Below are 24649 nucleotides of genomic sequence, written 5' to 3'. Positions count from 1 at the left end.
TTCCGTATCATGAAAAAGCTTCTTTTTAGTCTTTGGCTGCTAGGCACTACCCTAGGGCTGCGCGCCGAAGACGGCCACCAGCTGTGGCTACGTCCGCACCAAGCGGCGCCGGTCACGGTGGTAGTGGCGGCCAAAAACTCGGCCCTGCTCGCCATGGCCAAGCAAGAGCTGGAGCGCGGCTGGCAGGGCACGGCCGGGGCTACCGTAACGCTCACGCTAAAGAAGGACAACGCCATCAAGCACGATGGCTTTCGCCTGGGCCCGACCAGCGTGCGCGCCACGACCGAAGCGGGCCTGCTCTACGGCGTTTTTGAATTGCTGCGCCGCCAACAAACCGGCCAGCCGGTGGCCGACAAGGTGTTCAATCCTTCCTACAAGTACCGCCTGCTCAACCACTGGGACAACCCCGACGGCTCGGTGGAGCGCGGCTATGCCGGGCACTCCATTTTCTGGCGCAAAGACAGCTCGTTTGTGGTCACGGCCAAGGACAAAGCGCTGTGGCAGCAATACGCCCGCGCCAACGCGTCGGTGGGTCTCAACGGGGCCGTTATCAACAACGTGAATGCCTCGCCGCTCATCCTCTCGGCTGAGTACCTAGGCCGCACGAAAGCTATTGCCGATGTGCTGCGGCCGTATGGCGTGAAGACCTTTTTGGCGGTGAAGTTTTCGTCGCCGGTGCTGCTGGGTGGCCTCAAAACTGCCGACCCGCTGGACCCAGCCGTGAAGAAGTGGTGGCAGACCAAAGCAAAGGAGATTTACCAGCAGATTCCCGATTTCGGCGGCTTCCTGGTGAAAGCCAGCAGCGAGGGCCAGCCCGGTCCGCAGGACTACGGCCGCACCCACGCCGACGGCGCCAACATGCTGGCTGATGCGGTAAAACCCTACGGTGGCCTCGTGATGTGGCGGGCCTTCGTGTACAGCCCCAACGATAAGGACCGCGCCAAGCAAGCCTACAACGAATTTGTGCCGCTGGACGGCAAATTCCGCGACAACATCATCGTGCAGGTGAAAAACGGGCCGGTTGATTTTCAACCCCGCGAGCCGTTCAGTCCGCTTTTCGGGGCGCTGAAAAAGACTTCTGTGATGCCTGAGTTCCAGATTACGCAAGAGTACCTAGGCCACTCCGTCGACTTGGCCTTTCTCTCGACCATGTGGGAGGAATGCCTAGGCAGTGACACCTACCAAGCAGGCCCTGGCAGCACCGTGGCCCGCGTCACCGATGGCAGCGTGTACCCACAAAAGCACACGGCCATGGCCGGCGTTGCCAACACAGGCCTAGACCGGAACTGGACCGGCCAGGACTTCGGCCAGGCCAATTGGTACGCCTTCGGCCGCCTGGCCTGGAACAACCAGCTGAAAAGCGCCCAGATTGCTGACGAGTGGCTCAAGCAAACCTTTACCGGAGCTACCAGCTCGACGGCCAGCGCTACCACGGCTAGCGCTTCAGACTGGAATACCAACTTTCTGGCGCCGGTAAAGCAACTGATGCTGGACAGCCGGGAAGCCGTCGTGAACTACTCCATGCCCCTAGGTTTGCACCACATCATGTCGGCTACCCACGACCACTACGGCCCCGGCCCCTGGTGGGCACCGCCCAAAATGCGCGCCGACTGGACGCCGCCCTACTACCACCAGGCCGATGCGCAGGGGGTAGGCTTCAACCGCACCAACACTGGCAGCAACGCCGTGAGCCAATACCACGAGCCGCTGGCCGCCAGGTTTAATAACCCCGCTACCTGCCCCGACGAGTACCTGCTCTGGTTTCACCACTTGCCCTGGGACTTCAAGATGAAAAGCGGCCGCACGCTCTGGGACGAGCTAGCCCTGCACTACGACCACGGCGTGCAGCAAGTACGCCAGTTTCAGCAGGTGTGGGATAAAGCCCAGCCCTACGTGGATGCCGAGCGCTTTGCGGCGGTGCAAAACAAGCTGCGCGCCCAAAGCGGCAACGCCGTGCTCTGGAAAGACGCTTGCCTGCTCTACTTCCAGCAGTTTAGCCACCTGCCCATTCCGGCTACCGTCGAGCCGCCAATGCACACCCTGGAAGGAGTGATTGCTAACGATGCAGTGCGACCTAGGCCGCAGCCACGGCCCTAATGCTTCCACTTGTTGCCCAGCGGCGAGCCGTCTACCCCACTTTTTACTTTATTTCTGTGCCTAAGCAATTCTTGTCTGCTGCCCTGTTTGTTGCGCTTGGGCAAGCCGCCTTCACCCCTTGCAGCTACGGCCAGGCGGCCGCTAAGCCGGGCGAAAACCCGATTATCCGCGACGTATTTACCGCCGACCCGGCCCCACTGGTGTACAAGGACAAGCTGTACCTCTACGTGGGCCACGATGAGGCGAAGGAGGGCCAGATGTTCAACATGAACGACTGGCGGTGCTACTCCACCACTGACATGAAAAACTGGACCGCGCACGGCCCCATTATGAACGTGCGCGACTTCAAGTGGGCCACGAGGGATGCCTGGGCCTCGCAGGTAGTGGCCCGCAACGGCAAGTTTTACTTCTACGCGGCGGTGCAAGAGGGCGCCCCGGCCAACGCCAAAGCCATCGGGGTGGCCGTGTCGGATAGCCCCACGGGCCCCTTCGTGGATGCCCGCGGCTCGGCGCTCATCTCGGACAAAACCACGCCCGGCCCCAACGGCTGGGACGACATCGACCCCACCGTATTCGTGGATGACGACGGCACGGCGTGGCTGGCTTGGGGCAACCCCAACTGCTACCTAGCCAAGCTCAAGCCCAACATGACGGAACTCGACGGCCCCATCCAGCGCATCGAGGTGCCCAACTACACCGAGGGCCCGTGGCTGCACAAGCGCGGCAACCTGTACTACCTCACCTATGCCGCCTTCGCGCACCAGGGCATGTCGGAGAAGATGTGCTACGCCACGGCCCCCAAGGTCACCGGCCCGTGGACCTACCGCGGCATCCTTACCGACCAGGCCAAAAACAGCTACACCATTCACCCGGGCATTGTCGAGTTCAAAAAGCAGTGGTACTTCTTCTACCACAACGCGACGCTGACCCTGCCCACCGGCGAAAGCGGGGCCCTAGGCCGGCGCAGCGTGTGCGTCGAATACCTATACTACAACCCCGATGGCACTATTCAGCCTATCGCCCAAACCGTGGCCGGCGTGAGCGGGCCACCCAAACCTAGCGCCAGCCGCCCCGCGCCGCCCGCCAGCGCCCCAACTACTACGGCCCCCGGCGTCAGCGTCGTGCAAAACCTGTTGCCGCGCCCCGCGCAGTGGCCCGGCGCGCCCCTGCTGAGCACCATGGCCGACCCGGCCAACACGGCCCTCGACAACATCAGCTTCAACCACGACAAGGGTGGCACCAGCTTGGGGCAGACCTTCCGGATGCTGGCCGACGGCAAGCTCACGCGCATCGACTTGTTTGGGGGCGACGGGCTCGGCACCGATACCAAGCAGTCCGTCACCCTGGCGCTCTACGACCTAGGCACGCAGGAAAGCCCAACCTATACCCCCGGCACCAATCTATTAGGGGGTGGCCAGGGCCTCGCTATTGCCTACACGCCGCAGCCCGCGGGGCTGTTGCAATTCGATTTCACTGGGACCAACCAAGTGGCGTTGCAGGCCGGCCACACCTACGCCTTCGAGCTGCAGGGCCTGGAAAAGTCGGCGCCGCTTTTCTGGCGCGCGAGTCGGCAGGAGGCCTACCCGGCCGGGGGGGCTTACTTCAACCGATTGCCGCTGCGTCTGAACGACAAGCCCGGCTACGACTTTGGCCTGGCAGTTTATACCACAGCTAACCCGAAATAACAGGCGCCACCGGATGGCTGACTACTAGGAGTGTTTTGTTTTTTAACCTTCTGCTGCCCGTAGGGCGGCGCACTTTTTCCCACCACTATGAGAGTATTGTTTCCTCTACTGGCGAGCGTCGCCCTGCTGAGTGCCAGTAGCGCCTTGGCCCAAAAAACTAGCATGGAGGCCCCTAGGGGCTTCGACCAGCCCGCCGCGGGCATTGCCACCGGCCGCATCGACAGCATCAGCTATACCTCCAAAACGGTGGGCACGGTGCGCAAAGCGCTGGTGTACACGCCGCCCGGCTATTCCAAAAAGAAGAAGTACCCGGTACTGTACCTGCTGCACGGCATCGGCGGCGACGAGAAGGAATGGCTGAAAGGCGGGCGCCCGCAGGTGATTCTGGATAATCTGTACGCGGCGGGCAAGCTCAAGCCCATGCTGGTGGTGATGCCTAACGGCCGAGCCATGAAAGATGACCGGCCCATCGGCAATATCTACGGGCCGGATAAGGTGGCTGCGTTTGCCAACTTCGAAAAGGACCTGCTGACCGACCTCATTCCCTACATCGAAAAGAACTACCCGGCTCTCAAGAATCGCGAGGACCGGGCTATTGCCGGGCTGTCGATGGGCGGCGGCCAGTCGCTGGATTTTGGGCTAGGTAACCTCGATAAGTTTGCCTGGGTAGGTGGCTTCTCATCGGCCCCGAATACCAAGATGCCCGAGCAACTGGTGCCCGACCCCGCCAAGGCCAAGAAGCTGCTCAAGCTGCTCTGGATTTCGTGTGGCGACGCCGATGGACTGCTGCCCATCAGCCAGCGCACGCACGACTACCTCTACGAGCACAACGTGCCGCACGTGTACTACCTAGAGGCCGGCGGGCATGACTTCAAGGTTTGGAAAAACGGGCTCTACATGTTCTCGCAGCAGCTATTTAAGCCCGTGGATGTGGCGGCGTTGCCCACCTACACCGTGCTAGGAGCGCCGGCCGCCACCAACGTGCGCAACGCCAAATACCCGCAAATTCTGCCCGATAACCGCGCCGTATTCCGCCTCAAAGCGCCCGGCGTGCAGAAGGCGCAGCTCGACCTAGGTCGCAAATACGACATGGTGAAGGACAGCACCGGCACCTGGACCACCACCACCGACACCTTGAGCCGCGGCCTGCATTACTACTCGCTCATTCTCGACGGCCTGCCCATCGCCGACCCCGCCAGCGACACCTTCTACGGCATGGGGCGCATGGCCAGCGGCATCGAGATTCCGGGCCGCGGCACCGGCTTCTACGCCCTGCGCGACGTGCCCCACGGCGAAGTGCGCGAGCGGCGGTTCTTCTCTAAGGTCACCAATTCGTGGCGGCGGTTTTTTGTGTACACCCCGCCGGGCTACGACGCTAACACGTCCGCCAAATACCCCGTGCTGTACCTGCTGCACGGCGGCGGCGAAGACGAAACCGGCTGGGCTAAGCAAGGCAAAACCGACATCATTCTGGACAACCTAATTGCCGACAAAAAGGCCAAGCCCATGCTCATCGTGATGATGGACGGCAACATGGGTGGCCCTGGTGGTATAGCCGGCTTCGGCGAGCAGACACTGAAGCGCTTCGAAGACGAGCTCAAGCAAAACGTAATGCCCGCGGTAGAAAGCAACTACCGCGTAGCGCCTGGCGCCCAAAACCGAGCCCTAGCTGGCCTCTCGATGGGCGGCCTACAAACGCTATATGCGGGCATGAAGAATACCGACCAGTTTGCCTACCTAGGGGTATTTAGCTCGGGCTTCTTCGCCAATAACGCGGCCTTGTCTGACCCGCAGTATGCTTACATGAAAGCCAACGCCAGCACCATCAACACCAACCTCAAGCAGCTGTGGCTTTCGATGGGTGGGCAGGAGGACATTGCCTACGCCAACAACAAAGTGATGCGCGCCAAGATGGACGAGCTAGGTATCAAGTACGCCTACAGCGAATATCCCGGCGGCCACACCTGGCCCGTGTGGCGCCACGATTTGTACATGTTCGCCCAAAAGCTGTTTTAGGCAACTCAAAGGCCCCGGCCGAACCTAGGGCCGGGTGCTTCCTCTCCTGCTAGTAATGCCATGAAAAACCTTCTCCTCACGTTCCTGCTGGCCTGCGTGGCTAGCACCGCGCTCCGAGCGCAAAACCCGATTATCAAAGACGTGTTCACGGCCGACCCGGCGCCGCTGGTGTACCGCGACACGCTGTTTTTGTACACCGGCCACGACACAGCTTCGGTGCAAGAAACCAACTATAAGATGCCCGATTGGCGCATCTATTCCACCACCGACATGGTGCACTGGAAAGACTACGGCACTCGCCTCTCGCCCCGCACCTTCGCTTGGGCCACCGGCGATGCCTACGCAGCGCAGTGCGTGTACCACAAGGGCAAGTTCTACTGGTTTGTGTCCACCTTTCACAAGAAGGACGACAACAGCCAAGGCGGCGCGGCCATCGGCGTGGCCGTGTCGGACCGCCCCACGGGGCCGTTCAAGGACGCCATTGGCAAGGCCCTCATCGTAAATGAGATGACTAAGGACAAGCCGCACGCCTGGGACGACATCGACCCCACCGTGTTCATCGACGATGACAAGCAGGCCTACCTGTACTGGGGCAACTTAAGCTGCCGCTGGGTGAAGCTCAAGGACAACCTGACGGAGCTGGCTGGCCCCATCACGGTGCTGAATATCAAGAACTACATTGAAGGACCCTGGGTGTACAAGCGCAAAAAGCTCTACTACCTCGTGTACGCCAGTGCCGGCACCAAGCCCGAAATGATAGAGTACTGCACGGCCCCCAGCGCCACCGGTCCCTGGACCTACCGCGGCATCATTCAGGAAAACGTGCCCAACAGCTTCACCACGCACCCCGGCATCATCGACTACAAAGGCAAGAGCTACTTTTTCTACCACAACGGCTCCTTGCCCACCGGCGGCAGCTACCGCCGCTCTATCTGCGTCGATGACCTGCACTACAACAAGGATGGCACCATCCAGAAAATAGTGCAGACTACGCAGGGCGTAGCACCAGTTAAGTAGCTACCAAACCAAAAGAGGACGACCTAGGTCGTCCTCTTTTGGTTTACGGGCTTGCCGTGCGCCTAGGTCGGCAAACTGTTAAGGCAAGAGCTCGATGCGAGCGGCGAAGCCGCCATCGGGCACCATCGTTAGGGTAATAGGTTGGCCGGGCTGCATGGGCTGAACGACGCGCTTGAAGTCCATAGCCTGCACGTCGGCATTCACACCATCCTTAATCAACGTGAGCTGGTAGCGGGCGCCCTTGGTCAGGAAGTCGGTCGGCAGCGTTAGCTCGTGGGCTTTTTCAGCCGTCATACCGCCTAGGTACCAGGTAGTGCCCTTGCGCCGGGCCGTCACGATATAGTCGCCCACGGCCGCTTCCAGCACGCGCGTTTCATCCCAGGTCACGGGCACGGAGGTAATGAAGGAGGTGGTTTCGGGCTCGCGCAGGTAGTTGAAGGGGTTGTCGGCGAGCATCTGCAAGCCGCTGGTAAACACGATGTACATGGCCAGCTGGTGGCCGCGGGTGCCGATGCTCATGGTGTTCACCCAGTTGCCGCGGTAGTCTTTGGGGTGGGCCGAGCGCATGGCGCCGGGCGTGTAGTCCATGGGACCCACCGCATTGCGCAAAAACGGCAGGTACAGGTTATTCTTCGGCGTGGCCAGGCCGCCGCCGATGTTCTGCTCCATGCCTATCACGCCTTCGTACGACAGCACGTTGGGGTAGGCCACTTCTAGCCCGGCGGGCTTGAAGGCGCCGTGAAAATCGACCAGCAAGTGGTGCTCGGCCGCCCGCTTGGCCACGCGGGTGTAGTAATTCACCATCCACTGGTCGCTACGGTCCATGAAGTCGATTTTCATGCCCGCTATCCCCCATTTCTCCAGGGTTTCATACACCGTGGGGTTGTTCTCGATAGCCAGCCAAGTAAACCACAGCAAAATCTTGACATTCTTGGTCTTGGCGTAGGCAATCAATTCCTGCAAGTTGATAGTCGGGTTGGGCTCAAATGGGTTGAGCGTCGTTTTGGCCCAGCCCTCATCCATAAGGATGTAGGGAATGCCGGACTTGGAAGCAAAGTCGATGTAGTACTTATAGGTGTCTTGGTTGTAGCCCGATTTAAAATCGACCCCGTACACGTAGGCGTTGTGCCACCACTCCCAGGTTACCTGGCCGGGCTTAATCCACTGGGTGTCTTTCAGCTGATTGGGTGTGCTGAGCTTGTACACCATCTGGTTGGCCGCTAGCTGCGCATCTTGCTCCGTGATGACCAGAAAGCGCCACGGAAACGTGCGCTTGCCTGCCGTTTTGACGAGGTAGGGCGCCTCGGTCACAATCTTCACGCTGCGGTCGCCGTCGGGACCAAACTTCAGCGGGGCCTTCGGAAACGTGGCAGTGACCGTCTGCCCATCCACAGCCTTCACAAACAGGCCCGGGTAGTCGTAGAGGTCCGCTTCCGAAAACAGCGCCTTGTACTTGGGAGTGGCGAACAGCATCGGCAGCACGCTCATTTTGTCCCGGTTCACAGCCTCCAGCGGCTGGCGCTTGTATAGGATTTCGTAGGCAGTTTTGAAGCTGCCCGTCTCTAAGTAGGACGTCTCGACCGGGCTGGCGAAGTGCAAGTGCACGTCCTCGCTGCTCACCTCCACCGAATCCTTTTTATTAGTAACGAAGCGGTAGGCCACCCCGTCATTATAAGCCCGAAACTCTACGCTGAAATCATTTTTAAAATCCAGTGTCAGCAGATTGTAGGCATTACTGACGGTACTATTGGCGAGGGGCACCACCGGCTGCGACGTAGTGCTCACTGCCTTGATAGACTTCTTGCGCAATTGCGGGCGCTCGCCTAGATGCTGGCCCGCGAGGTTGAGCTGCACATACGAGTCTTGCAGCACCGGCGTGCCGCTCACCGACACCGAGTAGCTTATCCGCCCTTGCAGATTAACGGAGACGTTGACACGCTTATCGGGCGACAGCAACGTGATGGGCGCACCTAGCAAACGCGCCGCGACAAACAAAAATGAAAGCGTGAAACAGAGTCTTTTGTGCATGAGGCCAGCTTAGTGAAATACCCAGTAGGCCAGCAAGGTAGCACGTTTGCGCTGCTTCGTTACTAGCAGTACCCTAGGGTATTACCACTCCTGCGCATATTCTCTTGCCGAGCGAGTTGTGTTAGGCTCGGCAGTAGGCGTCGTCTTTCGCTTTGACTGACCAATCAAAGCGAATGGTGCGCTGCCACCACCCGGGGTCCGTGAGCACGGGGTGGGCGTAGTCGCCCCGCTTGGCCAGGCCTTCCACTAACGCGTGCAGGGCAGTGGGCCGGGGCTGCGCCCCACGCACGTCATACACGCCGGCCTCGTACGAAGCTCCGTCTTGCGTGAGCAGGTTGTCCCAGTCGAACGCGCCGAGCAGCGACCACACCGTGAGGGCGCGCAAGTCGACGCCGCTGGCGCGCACGCGGTTGGCCACCTGCCACAGTTGGTACAGCCACCGCATTTGCTCCTCGCGTGTGCAGCCTAGGTGGGCTTCCGTAATGGCTATCGGCAGGTGGTAGCGGTCCCAGGTGGCGCGTAGTAGGGCTTCGGGGCCAGACACGGGCGCGCCTTCTACCCGCAAGGCCTGCAAATCGGCGTAAGCTGCGTGGTGGAGACCCCGCAGAGCGTGCTCGCCCGGAAACAGGTTTAACCGCTCATCCAAGTAGCGCTCGCTGGTGGCGTAGTGGTTGATGCCTAGCAGGTCGGGCGGCAGCGGGTTATCAATAAATACTTGCAGCTCGGCCTCGGCTATGCCGTTTGTGCGCAGGTAGCTCCACAGCGGGTGGCTAGGCGTGAGCCGCCCGGTCAGGATATCGAACGTCAGCCAGCGTCGGTGGTTTTCAAACGTTACTTGCTGGGCCAGGGCGGGAGTGCCATGAGCCTGCCCTAGGTCCTCGGTTTGCACGAGGCGGGCGGCCGGGTTCACTTCGCGAATGGCGCGCATGGCCAGCCAGGTGGCGTACAACTGGTTGATGAGCAAGCGCACAAACGTGGTATCCTCGCGCCCGTGCGGGTACCACAAGCCATAGAGCCCACTAAAGCGGGCCGTGGTGAGCGGCTCGTTTACGGGGGTGTAGTCCATTACCCAAGGATAGCGCTCGGCCACCATGCGGGCGTAGCGGGCCAGGCCCGTGGCAAAGTTGGGCTGGGCGAGTGAGGTGTAGCGCGGGCCGCTGCCGTGGTGCACCAGCCCTACAATGGGCGTGATGCCGAGCTCCTGCAGGCGCGCCAGCCGCTCATCGGGCCAAGTCCAATCGGGGTTGTCGAGGCTTTCGGGGGCTACGTGCTCCCACAACACGGGGTAGCGCAGGGTGCGCAGCCCCAGGTCGGCAAAGCGGTCGAGGTCGTCGAGCCGCTCGCGGTGACCATTGCGCACCAGCTGGTCAGAATAATTATCTCCTACGCGGCGGCACGTGCACTCCACTCCTCCCCATACCTCGACTGTTGTTGCTTGTTTCATACCGGCTGCTTGCCACCCTAGGGCCGGCAAGGACCGCCAGGCTAGCTATAGATGTAGCATCTATACCCTGCTAGTAACTTTCAAGTTACCAATTACCTACGCTAAGTAAGCTCCTTAGCGGCCACAAGCCCCACCGTGTGCCGAGCTAGTTGGGCCAGTCTTAACACTAAGCGTTTCGGCTCGACAGTTCGCAATTTATTTGGTCACTGAAGGTACGGGCAGCCTTTGGCCCTACACCAGTCGCACGCGGACCTAGGGGCCTGCCTGCGCTGCGACTGTCGGCAGAGGCGGCTCTCCCCTGCCCTAGGTGCCTGCTGGGGCCGCTAGCTCACCTAGCTCGATGTCCTTGGTTTCGGGCACTAGCGCCCAGTAGAATATGGTGGCCAGCACCCCCGCCCCGGCCAGCGCACTAAAGCCTACGCCGTAGCCAAATTGCTTGACCACGTAGCCCGCCCCGATGCTGCTGAGCGCCGCAGCCAGCCCAATGGCCGCGTACACCACGCCCTGCAGCAGGTTAAACCGGCCGGTGCCACTGCTAAGGTCTGCTATCATCAGAATGGTGACCACCCCCAGCAAGCCAGCCCCAATGCCATCGAGCAGCTGAATGGCGGTCAGGGCGTAGGGATTATTAATAAAGGCGAAAAGCAGCGCTCGTACTGGCAGCAGCACAAAGGCGACCAGCAGCACTTTTTTGCGGCCGTTTTCGGAGGCCTTGCCCGCGTATTTTGCCACAAATACCATCACGCCCTGCGCAATGATGATGGCGGCCGACAAATACAGCGACGAGTTTTTTTGGTCGGCCAAGCCCATTTTTTGCCCCAGTAGTGGCAGCAGCGGGGCATTAACGAAGTGAAACAGCGCAATGGCGACAGTAAAAAATAAAATGCTGCGATTGGCCAGTAGCCCTTTCATTCCCGCTACGCTGGCCGGCTGCCCCTCGTCTGCCGCGGCGCCGCGAGCTACGTCGTGGTCGATGTCGCGCTCGCGCACCACTAGCACCGCCACCACCAGCAGCAAGCATTGCACAATGGAGAAGTAAAAGATGGCTTCGTAGGAAACGTAGCGCCCCAGCAGCCCCGCAATAATGGCGGCCACCATGTTCCCTAGGTGGTTAAAACTCTCGTTGCGCCCGATGCGCTGCGCCAGCGCTGCCTGCCCCACTATACCCAGCGTGATGGCCGCCACGCACGGCGCGTACATCGATTGCGTGAACCCCACCCCGAGCTGCGAGAACAGCACCGGGTAAAAGCCACTGGTCAGCACCACCACCAGGCAGCACAGCGCAATAATGAGCGAGGCCCACACTAGCAGCCAGCGCTTGTGCCGGGTGCGGTCGATGAAGGCGCCCGCCGGCCCCTGCACCAAGATGCCAATGATGCTGGGCCCGGCAATGACGAGCCCAATCTTGTCAGGCGACCAGTGCCGCACAGTGAGTAAGAATACCGATAGGTACACTCCCACGCCGTCCTTTACGTCGGCCATTAATAGGCTCACCCAATCGAGGCCCTTCAAACTGCGCGTTTTTGCTTCCATAGCGGGGCCCATGTGTTGGTTGGGGTGTGAGGCTCAACGCAGACCGAGCAGCTTAGATATGGTCGGGCTTAAGTCCTAGGCAGTTAGCGCTGGGCTTACTACTAGCAAAATGACTGCCTGCTGCCTGCAATGGCAGGCGCTGGCTCTATCAAAATAATAGCTGCGCTTTTAACAAATCGCAGCCCGCTAGTTGCCGCCCCGCCCCTGCGCAGGAGCAAACACCAGCCGCAGCGCCTGCAAAGCTGCCGGGTGGTAGATGGTCGCGTGGGTTTCCTGGGGCATGGGCGTGTAGTACCAGCGCAAGCTACGAGGCGCGGCGGCCTTTAGCGCGGGCTCCAGGCGGCGCGATTCTGGAATTTTAGCGTCATCGCTGCTAGAAGCTACATACAGGGTTTTGGCTGGCCCCGCGTAGGTGCGCAAGCGCGCCTGGGCTTGGTCTACCAGCCACCCCTTATTCCACCACAAGCTAGGGTCAAATGCCACATACGTATCAACTAAATCGGGCTCCAGCAACAAGGTCTCTACTACAAACAAGCCCGCTAGCGACTCGCCCATAAGGGCCTTCTCGGTGCTAGGGTGGTAGCGCTGCTGCACTACAGGCATAAGCTCGGTGCGCAGAAACTGGCGAAAAGCCGCGGAGCCCCCCACCTGCGGGGCAATTTGCTTGTCCTCCGCGCTGGTAGTAGGCCCGGTCAAGTCGCGCCGACGGGCGGTGTTTTCGACGCCTACGAGTATAAAGGGTCGCATAGTGCCATTGCCCGTGAGCACTTGCACCAGGCCCGCCACGTGCAGAAAATCTTCCCCTAGGCCGCCATCAAGCATGTACAAGACCGGAAGCCTGGCCTTGGCCGAGTCGGCATAGCCCAGCGGTATGTACACGTTGATGCGGCGGCTCTCCTTCAATATTTTGGAGGGCAAGGTAAACGTTTGGCCTATGGTGAGAGGCGCGGGCGCAGTCTGAGCGCGGGCCGCGGAGCCAGCCAGTATCCCAAGTAGGATGACCTGGAGCACGGCGCACAAGGAAGTAGGTAGACGTAGCAAAAGAAGCGTGGCGAAGTAAGAGGAAGGGCGGGTGGAGAGGCATACCTAGGTCGCGCAAAAGGCCCTGCCCTCGGCGCACGAGCACGCTTATGCGCCCGCCTTCCTCAGCTATGGAGACTTGCACAAGCGCGGGCTCCCTTGCAGGCGGCACAGCTGCATTTACCAATTACGCACCACCTAGGAGCTAAGTCTTGGGGCTTACAACGCAGGCACCACTGGCCCCACGGCATCATAAATCACGACTTTTTCCCAGTAGCGGGCATATTCCTGCCGAAACGTGTCGTGAATTGGGTGCTCCTGATATTCCTGCTCGGCGGCGGCACTCTCGAACACGCACAGCCACGAATAGGTGTAGGTACGGTCGATAACGGCGCGGTTGGTTTCGGCCGGCGTACCAATGTGCGAAAGCTTAATGGCCGAAATGCGCTGCAGTTGCTGCAATCCTTCTAACAGCGTGGCCTGGTCGGCGGCGCTAGCCGTGGCCGGCATATAAAACAAGACGTGATGAATGAAAGCGGACGCGGGCATGAGCGTAGGAATAGAAGGTACTATCGGCCCGGCCTCAGCCGGCAAGGCCCGGTAAAGATGCAGCTTATTTGGTGCTGTCATCGCGGGCACTTAGCAATTGGCTAGGGCCGGCGTCGCACATACCGCACTCACTACCGCTCACCTAAAATCATTTCTAAACAATAGATACTGTAAAACAGAAGATTGCGCGTGTGGCGCAAAAATATCTGTTATAGCGCGTAGGATTTTAAGCGCGCAGCCGTACTTTTGCACCCCCATTCTACTCCTGCATACTGGGAGATAAATGACGGTTCTGTAGCTCAGCTGGTAGAGCAGTACACTTTTAATGTACGGGTCCTGGGTTCGAATCCCAGCGGAGCCACTTTTGGGCCTTAGGCCATTTTACCTGCTGGCCGGTCTGCCTTACTGCGGCAGCCAGCGCCGGAAGCATCGGCTCCCTCCCCTTTCTGCACTTTGCGGGTTCTAGTAAGTCCTTCGGGCGCCTCGCGCCCACGGGGGCTGCTGGGTCTGGGGCCATGCGGTCTCGGCTTTTCGCACCTAGGCTACTACACAGGGGCACTACTGCCCCGCATAGGGGGAATGATGGCTTGTAGCGGCCTACCAACCGAGTGCGCCTCGCCACCTAGGTAGCTAACTCGTCAGCTCTGTTGCTTAAGCCGTTGGCTGCTTGCCGCTAGGCTAGCCAACCTTGAAATCGGGCGCCAACCGGGTAAACTCTTGCTGCCGCTCTTCGTATGAGGGCTGCATCCTTTACCTCTGATTTTTCCCCAGTTAACCATCATGATTACTAAGCTTTTATTAGCGCTAGCCGTTGCTGGTGTGGTTGGCTCTGCAGCACAGGCACAAACCACCCCAGCCGGCACTGCGCCCGCAGGTGGCCGCATGGCCGGTACGGCTGCCAAGGCAGGCGCCTCGCCCAGCAAAAGCAGCCAGGCCAACTCTGGCAATATGGCGCCCAACCGGTCCAGCACCGCCGGCAGCTACTCCACCGGCACTTCCAACAACCCGGTGGATGCGACTGGCAAGCCAGTTAGCGCTACCCAATCGGGCAACACGAGCACCGGCAAAGCTCCGAAGACCAAAAAATAGCGCTTTTAACCCAGCCGAATGCCGGGCCGCTTGTAAAAAGCGCCGAGCCCGGCAGTCATTCTAACGCCCTGCGCCTCCTTGGCGCGGGGCTTTTTTTGCACCCTGCCAGCCAACTTAGGCTGGGGCTGGGGGCCAAGCCGCAGCACACGCGCCTTCTGCCAATAGGTCGGCCCATTAGCCTAAGCCTGGACAGATTTTGTTTGTCTCTTTGCCACCTTCTGATGCAGGTATTGCACTTCTTGCCGAATCAGCTGGGCTTCTTGCCGCAGTACTTCTACGCCCTGCGCCAGCCGAACTTGGGCCGGCGTTTGCCAGGGCGAAAAGAGCATGCTCTCTGCGAAAGCAGCGAGCGGCTGCTGTAGCCAGGCAGTTGCTTCCTCCCGCGTGTTAAACAGCGTTAGCGCTAGGCTAGGTATGTGTTTGGCCACCGTTTGGGCTAGATGGCGGCCTAGCAGCGTCGGTGCACTAATCCAGGCTATTTGCGTCACCCCTACCACGGCCATGTAGGGGATAAACTCTACTCCCAGCCAGCTGGCCACCCCCTCCCCAACGCCCGTGACCTGCGAATTGCTAATCAATACCCGCAGATAGGTGCGGCGCATGTAGCACTCTACCACGGCAATGCAGGCGTCTTGCACTGCCGTAAGCGTAAGCTCACCGGCCCACTCCAGCAAGAGCCAGTCACGCGACAAGTCGTGATAGATGGCTAAACAGGCACTGCTCCGCAACAATTCTAATTGCATAAAAATTAGATAGCGAGGTAAAATAAAAAGAAGGCATATTAACTAGTGTACAAGGTATTACCTATTTCTCCAAACAACTAATTATTAGATAAATCACATACCCTGGTTAGCTCGCTTACGGGGAGGCTAAGTGCTGGCAGCACGCAATTTTGAGCAAGCCCGTGCGCTTTATACACCACCGCTGCCAACCACTTACCGTGCTCTGTGCGCCCCACTCGCTCGCACTTGCTTCCTAGGTGCCTTCCCTACCTGCGGGCTGGCTGAAGGCATCTGGCTACCCCAAGCCACCGGCCGAGCTTTGCTACCTGGCTTCCAACCACCATTTAGGTTTTCGGCTCGCTCGAAATGCCCCTGGCTAATGCTTTAGTCCCAAACGTTTTTGTGTCGTTGCGCGCGGTAATACGTGCGCTTACCTCAACGAAAATTCTTACCCAGCATGCTTAAAGGATACGTAACAATACCGTAGCTTTGCACCATGCTTCACCCGAACACCTTGTCGATGAAGCGTGGCACCCTGCTCAGCAAGGAGCCGCGCGTGGACCGGAAGGTCTTCGCTAGCATTGGGTTTCCTGATTTTGCCTTTGGCATTTCCGTTGTTTCTTCTGAGTGCTACCCCGCTACCGTTTCGGATTCCGAAACGGTTTTTTTATGCCCGCCGAGGTCGTCGCGGGCCGCCTGGCATTACCTGCCTATCTCTGGGGCGCGGCGGCCAGCACCACCAGCGCCACCAGCAGCCGGCTTCCTTGGCCTGAGTAGTAGCAGATAAGACCTTGTATCATTCGCGTTAGCTAGTTAATCTCATCTTTCCTCATCTATCGGTATGGCACGTAAAGACCTGCTCGACATCGCCTCCCTTCGCCGCGAGGAAATCGAGTTTTTGCTCGACCAATCCTCGTCGTTTAAAAAGCTGTTCACCCACTCGGTGAAAAAAATCCCCGCCCTCGAGGGCAAGTCCGTGCTCATGCTGTTCTACGAGGCCAGCACGCGCACGCACTCCTCCTTCGAGGTGGCGGCCAAGCGCCTCTCGGCCGAGGTCACGAACTTCGACGTGGCCCACTCGTCTATCACCAAAGGCGAGTCGGTGCGCGAAACCATCGAGACGCTTCAGGCCATGCGCACCGACTACATTGTGGTGCGCCACAGCCACCCCGGCCTGCCCGGCATGATAGCCCGCCAAACCACAGCGTCGGTCATCAACGCCGGCGACGGGGCGCACGAGCACCCCACCCAGGCGCTGCTCGACGCCTTCACTATCCGGGAGAAGTTTCCTGACCCTAGGGGCAAAAAAGTCCTCATCATCGGCGATATTCTGCACTCGCGTGTGGCGCGCTCGACCAGCACCTTGCTGCAAAAGCTGGGCATCGAAGTGGCGTACCTAGGGCCGGGCTCGCTGGTGCCCAAGTATATCCCGGAAAGCATTCGCCGCTTTACCGACTACGAGGCGGCTATGGCCTGGGCACCCGATGTGGTGTACCTGCTCCGGGTGCAGCTAGAGCGCCAGGACGTGCAGTTTTTCCCCAGCGTGCGCGAGTACCACCGCGTGTACGGCATCACCACGGCCCGGCTAGCCGAAATCCGCGACCAAGGCCTTTACATCATGCACCCTGGCCCCGTGAACCGGGGTGTTGAGCTGTGCGACGCCGTGATGGACTACGAGCGCAGCCTGATTACCAACCAGGTCGAAAACGGCATTTCCGTTCGCATGGCCGTGCTCGATTGGCTCACGCCGGGCGGAGACTTCCCGAAGCAGGAGCCGTATGCCGCCCAGCCGCGAGCTAGCGCGGTGGCCGCGCTGTCCTAGGGCCAGGCAGCCCTACTATTTCACTTATATTTCCCATAACCCTAGCGGTTTACAGAACTTATCACTTCATGCTCCTCCTACAAAATGCCCGCATCGCCTCCGAAAACTCACCCGTGCTGCGCGAGGGCGATGTCCTGATTGTCGAAGGAAAAATCCAGGATATTGGTACCAAGCTGGCTGTGCCCGAGGGCACCCGCGTTATCGACGCGCGCGGCCGGGTGCTGATGCCCGGTATGTTCGATGCCCACGTGCACTTCCGCGCTCCCGGCTTCGAAAACAAGGAAACAATCACCACCGGTAGCGAGGCGGCCATCAACGGCGGCGTGACCGGCGTGGTGATGATGCCCAACACCCGCCCGGCCCTCGACTCGGCTACCACCGTAGCCACCGTGCTGGAAAATGCCAAGGACCGCTCGCGCATTCCGGTGTACACCTCGGGCTGCGTTACGAAGAACCGCGAGGGCAAGGAACTAGCCGAAATCGAGGGCATGCGCGGCCTAGGGGTGAAAATGCTCACCGACGACGGCGACACCACCAACGACCCGGCCGTGCTGCTGCGGGCCATGCAGTACGCCACCGAGTTCGGGATGTTTTTTGCCAGCCACTGCGAAGTGCCGGAGCTGGCCGGCCCGCGCGCCCTCAACGAAGGCGTGATGAGCTACCGGCTGGGCATCAAGGGCTCGCCGGCCTGCGCCGAAGAAATCATTATTGACCGCGACATCCGGCTGGCCCGGGCGGCGGGCGCACACGTGCACATTCAGCACGTGTCGAGCAAGCTGGGGATGGAAACCATTCGCGGGTGGAAAGCCCGCGGCGACGTGAAGGTGACGGCCGAAGTGGCCCCGCACCATCTGCTGTTCACCGACGAGCACATCGGCGACTACGACACCAACTACAAGATGAACCCGCCGCTGCGCACGCAGGCCGACTGCGATGCGCTGCTAGAAGGGCTCAAGGAAGGCGTGTTTGACCTCATTGCAACCGACCACGCGCCCCACACGCCGTTCGAAAAAGCCCAGGATTTCATTAGCGCGCCCAACGGCATCACCGGCCTCGATACGGCCCTTGTGTCGCTGCACCACTTCTTCGTTGAGCCCGGCAAGTTTGGGTGGGACCTGGTGGTGAAGCGCTACTCGGCCGAGCCTCGCCGCCTGATGGACCTGCCGGTGGCCAGTATCGAAGTTGGCCAGCCCGCCAACTGCGTCCTGTTCGATACCGAGGCGGAAACAACGTTCACGCGCGATTTCATGAAATCAAAGTCCCAGAACACGCCCTTCATCGACCAAACGCTGAAGGGCCGGGTAGACCTGGTAATTTTGGGCACGGAAATTTTGCTGGAGCGCTAGTAAGCAACGCCTGGCCGAATAAGACCGTCGGGCCGCGCTTGTTGGCGCATCGCTGCTGCTTCCAAACCGCTCAGCAGTGCAGTAGCTATGCGTCAACAAGCGCCGCCTGACACAACTAATTTTTGATGAGTACCCTCCCTACTTCCAATACCCCCGATACTTCCAGTCCTAGGCCGCTGATTGGCGTAGTTATGGGCTCTAACAGCGACTGGGACACCATGCAGCACGCCGTGCAACTTCTCACGCAGTTTGGCGTGGCCCACGAAGCGCGCGTGGTATCGGCCCACCGCATGCCCGACGACCTATTTGCCTACGCCGAGCAGGCCGGCCCACGTGGCTTGCAGGCCATCATTGCTGGCGCAGGCGGGGCCGCCCACCTGCCAGGCATGCTGGCCGCCAAAACCACAGTGCCCGTACTGGGGGTGCCGGTGGCCAGCCGCCATTTGCAGGGCGTAGACTCGCTGCACAGCATCGTGCAGATGCCTAAAGGAATACCGGTGGCCACGTTTGCGATCGGTACGGCTGGGGCGGCCAACGCCGCGCTGTTCGCGATTAGCCTGCTAGCCCTGCACAACCCAGACCTAGCGACCAAGCTGCAGCAGTTTCGCGCCGACCAAACCGAGGCCGCCCGCGCCATGACCCTGCCCGTATGAGCGCCGATACGCACGTAGCCGCCCTGCTCCCGATTTTTCCTGGCAGCGTAGACGCCGCGGGCCAGCGGGCTACCCTAGGGGTGCTGGGGGGCGGCCAGCTGGGCCGCATGTTTGTGCACGCTGCCCAGCGCCTAGGGTACTTCACGGCCGTGCTGGAGCCCGACGCGCAAAGCCCGGCCGGTCTGGTGAGCCACCACCATATCCAAACCAATTATGATGACCCGGCCGGCCTGGCGCAGCTGGCCCACCTGTGCCAGGCCATCACCACCGAGTTTGAAAACGTGCCCGCCCAGGCCCTACAGACGCTGGCGCAGACCCGGTCCGTAGCGCCCGGCGCGGCCGTGGTGGGCATCGCCCAAGACCGCATCGAGGAAAAAGCTCATTTCGCGGCCTGCGCCGACGTGTCGGGCGTGACCTGCGCGCCCTATGCGGTGGTTGAGACGGCGGCTCAGCTACAGGTTGTGCTGGCCGAGCGGACGGATTTGCTGCCCGGCATTCTGAAAACCGCGCGCCTAGGCTATGACGGCAAAGGCCAGGTTCGCGTGAAGACTGCCGACGAGCTGGCCGCCGCCTGGGCCGACCTAGGCGGCGTGGCCTGCGTGCTGGAAAAGATGCTGCCACTTACCGCCGAGTGCTCGGTGCTGGTGGCGCGCGGCTGGGATGGCCAAGTCGTCAGCTTCGCCCCGCAGCGCAACGTGCACGTAGCGGGCATTCTGGCCGTGACCCACGCCTACGAAGGCGCAGTGCCCCCGGCCCTGGCCGCAAGGGCCCGCGAGGCAGCCATTTCCATTGCGCAGCACCTAGGCTACGTGGGCGTGCTGTGCGTCGAGTTTTTTGTGGTAGACGATGGCAGCGAGCACGGCGGCTTGGTAGTCAATGAGATGGCGCCGCGCCCGCACAACAGCGGCCACTACACAATAGACGCCTGCGACGCGTCGCAGTTTGACCTGCAGGTGCATACCATGGCGGGCCTGCCCTTGCCGCAGCCACGCCAGCATTCGCCCGCCATCATGCTCAATCTGCTGGGCGACGTGTGGTTTGATGCCGATGCCCAACCGCAGGCGCCAGACTGGCAGGCCGTACTTAGCTTGCCGGGCACCCACCTGCACCTATACGGCAAGGCAGAAGCGCGCGCCGGCCGCAAAATGGGCCACTTGACCATCACCGGCCCAGATAGTACCAGTGTCAAAACCGTAGCGCGTCGCGCCGCCGGTCTGCTCCGCTTGCCAAGGCTGGATACTATTTAGGGCCCATCGCCTAGCCTTAGCGCAACGGCCTACTACATAAAGGCACATATTTTCCGAAAAGAAAACAGCCACTCAGACTTGCGTCTGAATGGCTGTTTTACTTTGAGCGAGAAACGAGGTTCGAACTCGCGACCCTCAGCTTGGGAAGCTGATGCTCTACCAACTGAGCTACTCTCGCGGGGGTTGGTACTGGCAAAGGTACGGCCGTTTGGCTAAATAGCAAGTAGTTGAAAAAGCCCGGAACATCGAGCCTGGCCTTGGCGTTTACTTTGTCACGTATGCCTCGTCGTCACCCGTCCCGCACCGTTCTCACGCCTTTTTCGCGCCGCATGGTGGCCGGTTTGCTTATTGCAGCGGGCATCTTGCTAGTGCTCGGGCAGTTACTTAAGCTGTACGTCTTGCTATTTAATTGGCGCGCCCTAGGCTTGCTAGAGTTTCAGCCCCTGCTGGGCGTGGTGCTGGGTATAGGGGCGGGGGTGGTTACTAGCTACGTGGGCTGGCGCGTAGGGCAGGCGGGCTAGGTGGTGGCGCTGGTTTAGGTGGTGCGCCCGACCTTTGCCCCTAGTATGTCTTCTCCCCTCCGCATCTCTATTGCCAAGGCCAACCTAGCCACGGCTACCCGCCTAGCAGAACTAGGTCGCCAAACGTTTAGCGAAACCTTCGCCGCCGATAATACGCCCGAAGATATGGCCGCCTTTCTGGCCGAGGCGTACGGCCCCGATATCCAGCTTGGTGAGCTTCAGCAGCCGCAGTGCACGTTTTTGCAGGCCGAGATGCAGGGCGAGCTGGTAGGCTTTGCCAAGCTCTGGCGCGACTCGACCCTAGGCCTTGGGACCGAAGAATCAGCGCAGGGCCGCCTTGAGGTGAAGCAGCTCTATGTGGTTGAGGACTGGATTGGCACCGGCCTAGGGGCCGCGCTGATGCGCCGGGTATTGGACCTAGCGCAGGCCGAGCATTGCACGGCTATTGTCTTGGGAGTGTGGGAGCGTAATGAGCGCGCCAAGGCCTTTTACCAGCGATTTGGCTTTCGGGAAGTTGGCGAGCAAGCCTTCAAGCTGGGCACGGACATACAGCGCGACCTCATTCTGCGCAAGGGCTTGGCGGGACGCACCTAGGCGTATATTTGGCCGTGCAGGTTTTTGCTTACACCATACGCGTTCGCTTCGGCGCCCTGCTTGGGCTGCTGGCTGGGTTGGCTAGCTGCCAAGCCCAGCCTGAGGCGGCTAGCGGGCAGGCGGGAGCGGCTCACCCACCCACCGGCCACTTTGCCGGCACGCTAGACGTGCCCGGCCAACCCGCGCTGCGGGCTGCGCTGGAGGTGCGCCACCCGCGCCCTGGCCACTACGATGCCGAGCTGGTAGTACCCACCGCTCCGAGCCTCAGCTTCGTAGCCGACACGCTGGATTTTGCGCAAAACACGCTTAGGCTGGTGCGGCCCGGGCGGACGGACGAAACCTTGACGCTGACGCAGCAAGGAAACTTCTGGCGCGGGGCGCTGGCCGTCGATTCGGTTAGCTACCCGGTGCTGCTACTGCGGCGAGGGCCGGCCGAGCCGGCCGTGTACCGGGTGCGGCGCGATGAAGTAGCAGGACCTAGCGGTCAAGCGCTGCTCTTTAGCCCCGCCGACGAAACGCTGCCTGGCGTGGCCCTGGCCGTATTTCCTACCCCCGACACAGCCCCTGGCGCCCCCGCCTGGGCCGATGCACTGGCCCGCGAAGGCTATACCGTACTGCTGCTGCCCGCCGCCGATACTCTGGCGCCGCCGCACCTCACGGCCGCCCTTGCTTACCTGCGCCGCACGCCGGGCGTCGATACGGCGCGGGTAGGCGCCTGGGCGGCCGGCAGGCGCGCCCCGCTGCTAGCGGCTATGCTGGCCGAGCCCGCCCTAGGTAGCCCTAGGCCAGCTTTTGTGCTGGTGCAGGGGGCCCCTTCCCCTACTGCCGCCACGCGTCCGGTGTGGCGCACGCTGGCGCGCACCGAGCGCGTGCTGGGAATTTATGAAGCTACCGATGCCTCTACCGTCCGCACGGCAGCGGGCTTGCGCACTGCTCTTGCCAACCCGCGCGCCCGGGTGCTGCGCGGCCAGGGCGCGGGGCTAGTAGAAGCCGTGGTGGGTTGGCTACGGGAGCTACAACCACCCCGTTAAATCAATAGCAGGCCCTTTTCGCGCAGCAACTGCCAGGCGGGGCTTTGCAGAAAGTTTTCCCAAGAGCCGGCCCCGGTGGGAAAGCTGGCGCCAGCTTCTTTGAGCAATACTTTGGTGTCGTAGTCGGTGCTGAGGCGCGTGAGCAGCTGGTGCAGCCAGGGGCCGATAAGCTCGGTGGTTTTCACTTCAAAGTCCTCGGCTTGCTCGTAGCAGGTGAGGATGGCGCGGGTCGTTTTTTTGTCTTTAGGACCATTGCCGCCGCTCGTGCGGAAACTCAGTTCGGGCGCGTTGCCGAGCCAGAAGAGGCGGCGGTTGGGCTGGGCGGCGTCGGGCTTATCGGGCTCACCTAGGGCCTGCTGAATGAGCTGGCGGGGCACCGTAGGGCGCGGCGTTTTGAAATCGAACCAGAAGCTGAGCGGCTCGCGCAGGGCCACGCCGTGCATGTAATTGTAGAGGCTTTTGGCGAGGCCGGGGCCGAACTGCTCGTGGTTGGCACCTAGGGGGTCATCGTGCCAGAGGTCGTTCCAGGCAAAGGGGCCGGGCTCGGGGCCTACGGCGGCCACCTGGTACTTGGCGGGATTTTTCCCCACGGGCGAGTGGGCTGTCATCGAGAAGCGGTGCCAGTAGCCGCTCTGCACAATACCCGTTTCGAAAAGCTGCCGCACAACCTCCAAGGCATCCACGGTTTCCTGGGCGGTTTGGGTCGGGAAGCCGTACATGAGGTAGGCGTGCACGAGCACCCCCGCCGCCGTGAAGCCTTGCGTGACGCGCGCCACCTGGGCGATGGTTACGCCCTTCTCCATGAGCGCCAGCAGGCGGTCGGACGCTACCTCGAGCCCGCCGCTGATGGCAATACAGCCCGAGGCGGCCAGCAGCCGGCACAGGTCGGGCGTAAAGGTCTTTTCGAACCGAATATTACCCCACCAACTGATGCTGACGCGGCGCTTGAGCAGCTCGATGGCCAAGTCGCGCAGGGCCAGCGGCGGCGCGGCTTCGTCTACAAAGTGAAAGCCCGTTTGGCCGGTCTGGGCTACTATCTGCTCGATTCTATCAACCAGTAACGTGGCGGGCGCGGCCTCGTAGCGGCCGATATAATCAAGCGTGACGTCGCAGAACGAGCAGCGCTTCCAGTAGCAGCCGTGGGCCACGGTGAGCTTGTTCCAGCGGCCATCGCTCCAGAGGCGGTGCATGGGGTTCAGCACCTCAATTACCGATAAATAATCGCCTAGGTGCAGGTCGGAGTAGTCGGGCGTGCCTACCTCGGGGTGCGGAATGTCGGGGTGCGGATAGTTGAGGTACTCGACCTCGCCAGCCTCATTGCGCAGGAAGGTGCGCTGCAACTCGCTTTGCGGCAGTTGGCCCTGCAAATAGGCAAAGAGCCGCAGCCAGGGGCCTTCGCCGTCATCCAGCGTCAGGTAATCGATGTAATCGAAAAAACGCGGTTCTTTCAGCCCGCGCAGCTCGGTATTGGGGTAGCCGCCGCCCATCACAGTGGCGGTGGCGGGGCGCACTTGCTTGATGCGCTGCGCCAGGCGCAGGGCCGCGTAGAGGTTGCCAGGAAAGGGCACCGTGAAGCCCACGATATCGGGCTGCACCTCAGCCAGCAGCTCGTCGAGCAGCTCTAGCAGCATGGTATCGACTAGGTTAGGCGCGCTTTGCAGGGCGTCGTGCAGGGGGTCGAAGTGCGTGGCCGACATAGCCAGGCTCTCGGCGTAGCGCGACAGGCCAAACTGCGGGCCCACGGTTTCCTTCACCAAGTCGGCTAGGTCTTCCAGATATAGTGTGGCCAAGTGGCGAGCCTGGTCGGTGAGGCCCATCGTGCCAAAGGCTGTTTCAAGGTCGGCCACATTGTCGAAGCGGCTGGCTTCGGGCAAAAACCGTCCGTGGCAGATGCGCGGCGCCAGCGTCAGGTCCTTATTCTGCAAAAACCGAATGGCCGGGCCGATGGTGGCCTCATAGCGGCGGCGCAGGCGCAGCATGCGCTTGACATTGTCGCTGAGGTCGTAGCCGCCGGCCTCGATTTCGTCGAACATCCGCCCTAGGCCTTCTTTCGAAAAGAGCTTGAGCACCAAGCCAATGCTGAGGTCGGCCTGCCGCACCTCGTAGCCTCTACCCTTCAAGAAGCCTTTGATGTAGGCCGTGGCCGGGTAGGGTGTATTGAGCTGGGTAAGCGGCGGCGTGAGCAGCAGAAGGCGGGGCGAAGCGGTAGACACGGGACTACAAACCTACGGGCGG

Annotated in this window: 19 protein-coding genes and 2 tRNA genes; 13 read left to right on the top strand and 8 right to left on the bottom strand. The window is 61.0% G+C overall.

All coding sequences use genetic code 11. The features are described 5' to 3' along the window. Positions 1–9 precede the first annotated feature (9 nt). The 4 genes from JAO77_RS13355 (at position 10) to JAO77_RS13340 (ending at position 6815) form a co-directional block, all read left to right on the top strand. The gene (locus tag JAO77_RS13355) at positions 10–2097 is read left to right on the top strand and encodes an alpha-glucuronidase (RefSeq protein WP_198990862.1); all 2088 of its coding nucleotides are present in this window, start codon (positions 10–12) and stop codon (positions 2095–2097) included. Between the two features lie 56 nt (positions 2098–2153). Further along, on the top strand, positions 2154–3782 hold the full coding sequence (locus JAO77_RS13350) for a glycoside hydrolase family 43 protein (protein ID WP_370550202.1): 1629 nt from the start codon (positions 2154–2156) through the stop codon (positions 3780–3782). 87 nt (positions 3783–3869) lie between these two features. After that, positions 3870–5798, top strand: coding sequence for an alpha/beta hydrolase-fold protein (locus JAO77_RS13345; protein ID WP_198990860.1), 1929 nt, complete (start codon positions 3870–3872; stop codon positions 5796–5798). A 60-nt stretch (positions 5799–5858) separates the two neighbouring features. Beyond that, positions 5859–6815, top strand: coding sequence for a glycoside hydrolase family 43 protein (locus tag JAO77_RS13340; protein ID WP_198990859.1), 957 nt, complete (start codon positions 5859–5861; stop codon positions 6813–6815). Between the two features lie 78 nt (positions 6816–6893). Here the strand turns inward: JAO77_RS13340 and JAO77_RS13335 are convergent, their stop codons facing one another. The 5 genes from JAO77_RS13335 to JAO77_RS13315 form a co-directional block, all read right to left on the bottom strand. After that, positions 6894–8843: a glycoside hydrolase family 97 protein gene (locus JAO77_RS13335; protein WP_198990858.1), complete on the bottom strand. Its 1950-nt coding sequence runs from the start codon at positions 8841–8843 to the stop codon at positions 6894–6896. A gap of 121 nt (positions 8844–8964) precedes the next feature. Continuing rightward, the gene (locus tag JAO77_RS13330) at positions 8965–10287 is read right to left on the bottom strand and encodes a family 1 glycosylhydrolase (protein ID WP_198990857.1); all 1323 of its coding nucleotides are present in this window, start codon (positions 10285–10287) and stop codon (positions 8965–8967) included. Positions 10288–10590: 303 nt separating this feature from the next. After that, positions 10591–11820 carry an MFS transporter gene (locus JAO77_RS13325; RefSeq protein WP_198990856.1) on the bottom strand — a complete coding sequence of 410 codons (1230 nt, stop codon included), beginning with the start codon at positions 11818–11820 and terminating at the stop codon, positions 10591–10593. 186 nt (positions 11821–12006) lie between these two features. Continuing rightward, positions 12007–12831 carry an alpha/beta hydrolase gene (locus JAO77_RS13320; RefSeq protein WP_370550201.1) on the bottom strand — a complete coding sequence of 275 codons (825 nt, stop codon included), beginning with the start codon at positions 12829–12831 and terminating at the stop codon, positions 12007–12009. Between the two features lie 228 nt (positions 12832–13059). After that, positions 13060–13389: a Dabb family protein gene (locus tag JAO77_RS13315; protein WP_235998405.1), complete on the bottom strand. Its 330-nt coding sequence runs from the start codon at positions 13387–13389 to the stop codon at positions 13060–13062. A 288-nt stretch (positions 13390–13677) separates the two neighbouring features. On the opposite strand from JAO77_RS13315, the gene JAO77_RS13310 reads away from it, so the two are divergent. Both JAO77_RS13310 and JAO77_RS13305 read left to right on the top strand, forming a co-directional pair. Beyond that, positions 13678–13750 (top strand) — tRNA-Lys (locus JAO77_RS13310). A 419-nt stretch (positions 13751–14169) separates the two neighbouring features. Continuing rightward, positions 14170–14478 (top strand): hypothetical protein, encoded by a 309-nt coding sequence (locus tag JAO77_RS13305; RefSeq protein ID WP_198990854.1) that lies wholly within the window; start codon positions 14170–14172, stop codon positions 14476–14478. A gap of 179 nt (positions 14479–14657) precedes the next feature. Here the strand turns inward: JAO77_RS13305 and JAO77_RS13300 are convergent, their stop codons facing one another. Further along, a complete protein-coding gene (locus JAO77_RS13300) occupies positions 14658–15221 on the bottom strand; it encodes an STAS/SEC14 domain-containing protein (RefSeq protein WP_198990853.1) in 564 nt (187 codons plus the stop codon). A gap of 820 nt (positions 15222–16041) precedes the next feature. On the opposite strand from JAO77_RS13300, the gene JAO77_RS13295 reads away from it, so the two are divergent. The 4 genes from JAO77_RS13295 (at position 16042) to JAO77_RS13280 (ending at position 20268) form a co-directional block, all read left to right on the top strand. Next, the gene (locus tag JAO77_RS13295) at positions 16042–17022 is read left to right on the top strand and encodes an aspartate carbamoyltransferase catalytic subunit (RefSeq protein WP_198990852.1); all 981 of its coding nucleotides are present in this window, start codon (positions 16042–16044) and stop codon (positions 17020–17022) included. 68 nt (positions 17023–17090) lie between these two features. Then, positions 17091–18368, top strand: coding sequence for a dihydroorotase (locus JAO77_RS13290; RefSeq protein ID WP_198990851.1), 1278 nt, complete (start codon positions 17091–17093; stop codon positions 18366–18368). A gap of 125 nt (positions 18369–18493) precedes the next feature. Next, entirely contained in the window at positions 18494–19021 is a 528-nt protein-coding gene (purE, locus tag JAO77_RS13285; RefSeq protein ID WP_198990850.1) for a 5-(carboxyamino)imidazole ribonucleotide mutase, read from the top strand. Then, positions 19018–20268, top strand: coding sequence for a 5-(carboxyamino)imidazole ribonucleotide synthase (locus JAO77_RS13280; RefSeq protein WP_198990849.1), 1251 nt, complete (start codon positions 19018–19020; stop codon positions 20266–20268). Before purE ends, JAO77_RS13280 begins: the two co-directional genes overlap by 4 nt. Before the next feature lie 105 nt (positions 20269–20373). On the opposite strand, the gene JAO77_RS13275 is transcribed toward JAO77_RS13280, so the two are convergent. After that, positions 20374–20446: transfer RNA gene (locus JAO77_RS13275), tRNA-Gly, on the bottom strand. 100 nt (positions 20447–20546) lie between these two features. Here JAO77_RS13275 and JAO77_RS13270 point away from each other — a divergent pair. From JAO77_RS13270 to JAO77_RS13260, 3 genes are read left to right on the top strand one after another with little or no spacing between them, the layout of a single operon-like run. Further along, on the top strand, positions 20547–20789 hold the full coding sequence (locus JAO77_RS13270) for a hypothetical protein (protein WP_198990848.1): 243 nt from the start codon (positions 20547–20549) through the stop codon (positions 20787–20789). A gap of 45 nt (positions 20790–20834) precedes the next feature. Beyond that, positions 20835–21383: a GNAT family N-acetyltransferase gene (locus JAO77_RS13265; RefSeq protein WP_198990847.1), complete on the top strand. Its 549-nt coding sequence runs from the start codon at positions 20835–20837 to the stop codon at positions 21381–21383. Positions 21384–21397: 14 nt separating this feature from the next. Then, the gene (locus JAO77_RS13260) at positions 21398–22414 is read left to right on the top strand and encodes an alpha/beta hydrolase (protein ID WP_198990846.1); all 1017 of its coding nucleotides are present in this window, start codon (positions 21398–21400) and stop codon (positions 22412–22414) included. Here the strand turns inward: JAO77_RS13260 and JAO77_RS13255 are convergent. Beyond that, positions 22411–24627 carry a B12-binding domain-containing radical SAM protein gene (locus JAO77_RS13255; protein WP_198990845.1) on the bottom strand — a complete coding sequence of 739 codons (2217 nt, stop codon included), beginning with the start codon at positions 24625–24627 and terminating at the stop codon, positions 22411–22413. The genes JAO77_RS13260 and JAO77_RS13255 overlap by 4 nt on opposite strands. Positions 24628–24649 lie beyond the last annotated feature (22 nt).

The organism is Hymenobacter sp. BT559 (assembly GCF_016427535.1).
Taxonomy (GTDB): domain Bacteria; phylum Bacteroidota; class Bacteroidia; order Cytophagales; family Hymenobacteraceae; genus Hymenobacter.
Note: the sequence above shows the minus strand (reverse complement) of the source record. Positions and strands in the feature narration are given on the sequence as shown.

Excerpts from the sequence above, each read along its gene's own strand:
- JAO77_RS13300 (WP_198990853.1), bottom strand. The coding sequence starts at position 15,221 with ATGCAATTAGAATTGTTGCGGAGCAGTGCCTGTTTAGCCATCTATCAC.
- JAO77_RS13270 (WP_198990848.1), top strand. The coding sequence starts at position 20,547 with ATGCCTCGTCGTCACCCGTCCCGCACCGTTCTCACGCCTTTTTCGCGC.
- JAO77_RS13315 (WP_235998405.1), bottom strand. The coding sequence starts at position 13,389 with ATGCCCGCGTCCGCTTTCATTCATCACGTCTTGTTTTATATGCCGGCC.
- JAO77_RS13305 (WP_198990854.1), top strand. The coding sequence starts at position 14,170 with ATGATTACTAAGCTTTTATTAGCGCTAGCCGTTGCTGGTGTGGTTGGC.
- JAO77_RS13345 (WP_198990860.1), top strand. The coding sequence starts at position 3,870 with ATGAGAGTATTGTTTCCTCTACTGGCGAGCGTCGCCCTGCTGAGTGCC.
- JAO77_RS13295 (WP_198990852.1), top strand. The coding sequence starts at position 16,042 with ATGGCACGTAAAGACCTGCTCGACATCGCCTCCCTTCGCCGCGAGGAA.
- purE (WP_198990850.1), top strand. The coding sequence starts at position 18,494 with ATGAGTACCCTCCCTACTTCCAATACCCCCGATACTTCCAGTCCTAGG.
- JAO77_RS13290 (WP_198990851.1), top strand. The coding sequence starts at position 17,091 with ATGCTCCTCCTACAAAATGCCCGCATCGCCTCCGAAAACTCACCCGTG.
- JAO77_RS13265 (WP_198990847.1), top strand. The coding sequence starts at position 20,835 with ATGTCTTCTCCCCTCCGCATCTCTATTGCCAAGGCCAACCTAGCCACG.
- JAO77_RS13340 (WP_198990859.1), top strand. The coding sequence starts at position 5,859 with ATGAAAAACCTTCTCCTCACGTTCCTGCTGGCCTGCGTGGCTAGCACC.
- JAO77_RS13355 (WP_198990862.1), top strand. The coding sequence starts at position 10 with ATGAAAAAGCTTCTTTTTAGTCTTTGGCTGCTAGGCACTACCCTAGGG.
- JAO77_RS13335 (WP_198990858.1), bottom strand. The coding sequence starts at position 8,843 with ATGCACAAAAGACTCTGTTTCACGCTTTCATTTTTGTTTGTCGCGGCG.
- JAO77_RS13330 (WP_198990857.1), bottom strand. The coding sequence starts at position 10,287 with ATGAAACAAGCAACAACAGTCGAGGTATGGGGAGGAGTGGAGTGCACG.
- JAO77_RS13280 (WP_198990849.1), top strand. The coding sequence starts at position 19,018 with ATGAGCGCCGATACGCACGTAGCCGCCCTGCTCCCGATTTTTCCTGGC.
- JAO77_RS13325 (WP_198990856.1), bottom strand. The coding sequence starts at position 11,820 with ATGGAAGCAAAAACGCGCAGTTTGAAGGGCCTCGATTGGGTGAGCCTA.